Source organism: Vicinamibacteria bacterium, assembly GCA_035620555.1.
Lineage (GTDB): Bacteria > Acidobacteriota > Vicinamibacteria > Marinacidobacterales > SMYC01 > DASPGQ01.
In genome coordinates, this window is sequence record DASPGQ010000509.1 from 1 (window position 1) to 2,954 (window position 2,954).

Below are 2,954 nucleotides of genomic sequence, written 5' to 3' on the forward strand. Positions count from 1 at the left end.
GAGAGTTCGCATGCCTAGCCTCCACTTGGTGCGGCACAGTCTATCGCCACCTTGCCCATCGGGAAACCCGGCACAGAATTCCCCGCACGCCGGAAACCGACGATGTCACGACCCGACGCCGTCAGCCGCGAGCGCGTCTACGCGCTCAACCAGCGCGATGCGGGGAAAAAAATGAACCTCCTCGCTTTCATCATCGACCCCGCCGTAATCCGACGCATCTTGGACCATCTCGAGCCCAAAAGCCCGACCGAGCGAACAAGACGAGCCCAACCGCGTCGCAGCGTTCTGGCCCGTAGTCCTCCCTATCACCCATCGGCCGTAGGCGGAGCCCGAAAAAGCACGGCCCTCGGGGAGGTTGACCCACCAATTTCTCGTCCTTAGACGAGGAGGAGGAATCGATGGGTCACGACCAGAGGTTCAAGGATTTTCTCTATTCCTTTCTCCAAGAGTTCCTCGAGCTGTTTTTTCCAGAGGTCGCGAAGCGTCTCGACTTCCGGACTGTCGAGTTTCTGGACAAGGAGGTCTTCACGGAGGCAGCCGAAGGAAGCCGCCGGGAGGCCGACGTCGTTGCGAAACTCCGTGCGAAGCGGGGCCGTCCCGAGATCCTACTGATCCACATCGAAGTCCAGAGCCGATGGAGAAAGCGTGACGTACCCGCCCGCATGTACCAGTACCATTGCCTGTTGTCATCTCGGTACCGGCTCCCGATCTTTCCGATCGCCGTATATCTTCGGGGCGGCGGAGCAGGAATCGCCACGGAGGAGTACCGGGTGGAGCTCTACGGTCGTGAGGTCCTCCGCTTCCGCTACGATAGCATCCGCTTGGCGCGGCTAAGCATGGAGGAGTATCGTGAGAAAGGCGGTCCCGCGGGTGCGGCGCTCGCCGCCCTTATGGATCGAGCCTCGAGCAGTGCTCCGGAAGCGTTGAGGGCTTCGCTCCTGCGGCGGATCGCGAGGAGCCGACTGGACGAGGCACGACAGTTACTTCTTGTGGACCTGGTAGAGACATACTTCCAGCTGACGGCAGAGCAAAAAGAGAGGTATCGGCGATTGGTTTCGAGAAAGGAGTATCGAGACGTGCAGGACGTGGAGATGACCTGGGCGGAGAGGCTCGAGGAGAAGGGGCGTAAGAAGGGTCGTGAGGAGGGGCGTGATGAGGGGCGTGATGAGGGGCGCCAAGAGGGAATCGCGGCCGGCCGGATCCAGGGGAAGCGGGAGGCCGTTCTGAGAGTTCTGAGTGCGAAGTTTCGTCGCGTTCCGAAGCACGTCGTCGCGCGAGTCGAAGCGATGGATTCGGCGGAGGAGCTCGACGCTTGCCTCGAACGGATTTCGACGGCGCAGTCTCTGAAAGAGTCCGGGCTCGACTCCTGAAGAGCTCGCTCGACCACAGGGACGTCTGCGACTAAGCTTTTTTGAGGGAACCCCCCGCCGGCCTTCCACGAGCTCCAGGACGAGTGCGTTCCCTTCGAGGCCGTAGATCGCGGCGAGGTTCGGATGGTTCAGCGACGCGAGCACCTGCGCCTCCGCGCTCGAAGCGCTTCATCCTCTCGGCGTCCGCGGCAAACGCCTCGGCAATGACTTTGACGGCGACGTCACGCTTCAGCTTCGTGTCGCGCGCCCGATAGACCTCGCCCATCCCGCCCGCCGGGCGAGAGGATCTCGGAGAACGAAGCTGAAACTTAATTCCCCGCGTCCTGCTTTACTCGCGTGAAGACGATATCGGGAACCGCCTCTTCGAGGGGGAGGCCGACCCGATCGATGGCACCCGACTTGTCGTAGAAGAACTGCGCTTTCCGTCCGCCGATTTGATCGAGGGGCGCTTCCAGGTCGTAGGGGACGCGAAAGACGTCGTAGTGGTATTGCTCCAGGGGGAACGTGATGCCGGCCACCGAGCCCTCGAGCCCCTCGCCGGACTTCTTCACCACGAACGTTCCATACCCGGAGTGCTCGAAAGAGCCTTCGAAGTCGGAGAGAGGATGGGAGAGGGATGTTCCGCTTTTTCGTTCCGCCTCGTCTTTCGCGCGGGCCTCGGCTCGGAGCTTGTCGCCTTTGGCTTTCAATTCACGAGCGCGGGACGTCCAATCGACGGGCTCGAGGCCGAGGAGTCGATCGAAGGCGTGCTGGACCACCAGGTTGGGAACCGGGTTGAAGCCGGAGTAGTTGGTGAGGACGACCACACCCAGCTTGTCGTCCGGAAGCCAGGCCATCTGCGAGATGAACCCGTCGATGCCGCCGCCGTGGAGGATCATCTTGTGGCCACGGTAGTTGGTGACGATGAGGCCGAGACCGTAGCTCGTCGGCCCCTGCTCCGGGTTGTCGGGCGCGATCGGGCTCGGAGGCATGGCCACCTGCGCCGTCTGCATGGCCCGGGAGTTTTCCGGCGAGAGGATCTGCTTCTCGCCGTATTTCCCTCCGTCGAGGTGAAACCGGACGTAGCGGATCATCTCCTCGACCGAGGAGTTGATCGACCCCGCCGGTCCGACCTCATCGATGTTGCGGAAGGGGACGCGCACGACCTGGTCCTTTCTCGATCCGTACGGATATGAGAAGTCGTCGCTCGTCTGCATCGACGTCACCGAGAAGTTGGAGCGCGCCATGCCCAGGGGGTCCAGAATCCTCTCCCGCACGATCTGCTCCCAGCTCTTCCCGACGATGCTCTCTTCGAGGTATCCGGCGGTCATGAACATCAGATTCTGGTACTGCCAGAGGCTGCGGAAGGGCTTGCTCGGCTCGAGGTACCGGAGTCTCTGGTAGAGCTCCTTTCGGGGAAACTCCGAGGCGTACCAGAGGAGGTCGTGGCGGGGAAGGCCCGAGCGGTGAGTGACGAGATCCCGCGGGGTCATCCCGTCGGTTGCCGCATCGTCGTAGAGCCGGAAATCAGGCAGGTACTCCCTCACCGGACGGTCCCACTCGAGCTTCTTCTCGTCGGCGAGCATTCCGAGGATGGCCGCGGTA

General features: G+C 62.3%; 2 protein-coding genes. One reads left to right on the forward strand and one right to left on the reverse strand.

Annotated features, from left to right (window positions below):
* Window positions 1-398: 398 nt before the first annotated feature.
* Window positions 399-1,370: a hypothetical protein gene (locus VEK15_20720; GenBank protein ID HXV63135.1), complete on the forward strand. Its 972-nt coding sequence runs from the start codon at window positions 399-401 to the stop codon at window positions 1,368-1,370.
* Window positions 1,371-1,678: 308 nt separating this feature from the next.
* Here VEK15_20720 and VEK15_20725 read toward each other — a convergent pair.
* On the reverse strand, window positions 1,679-2,954 hold a 1,276-nt coding region (locus VEK15_20725), incomplete at its 5' end, for a serine hydrolase (GenBank protein HXV63136.1).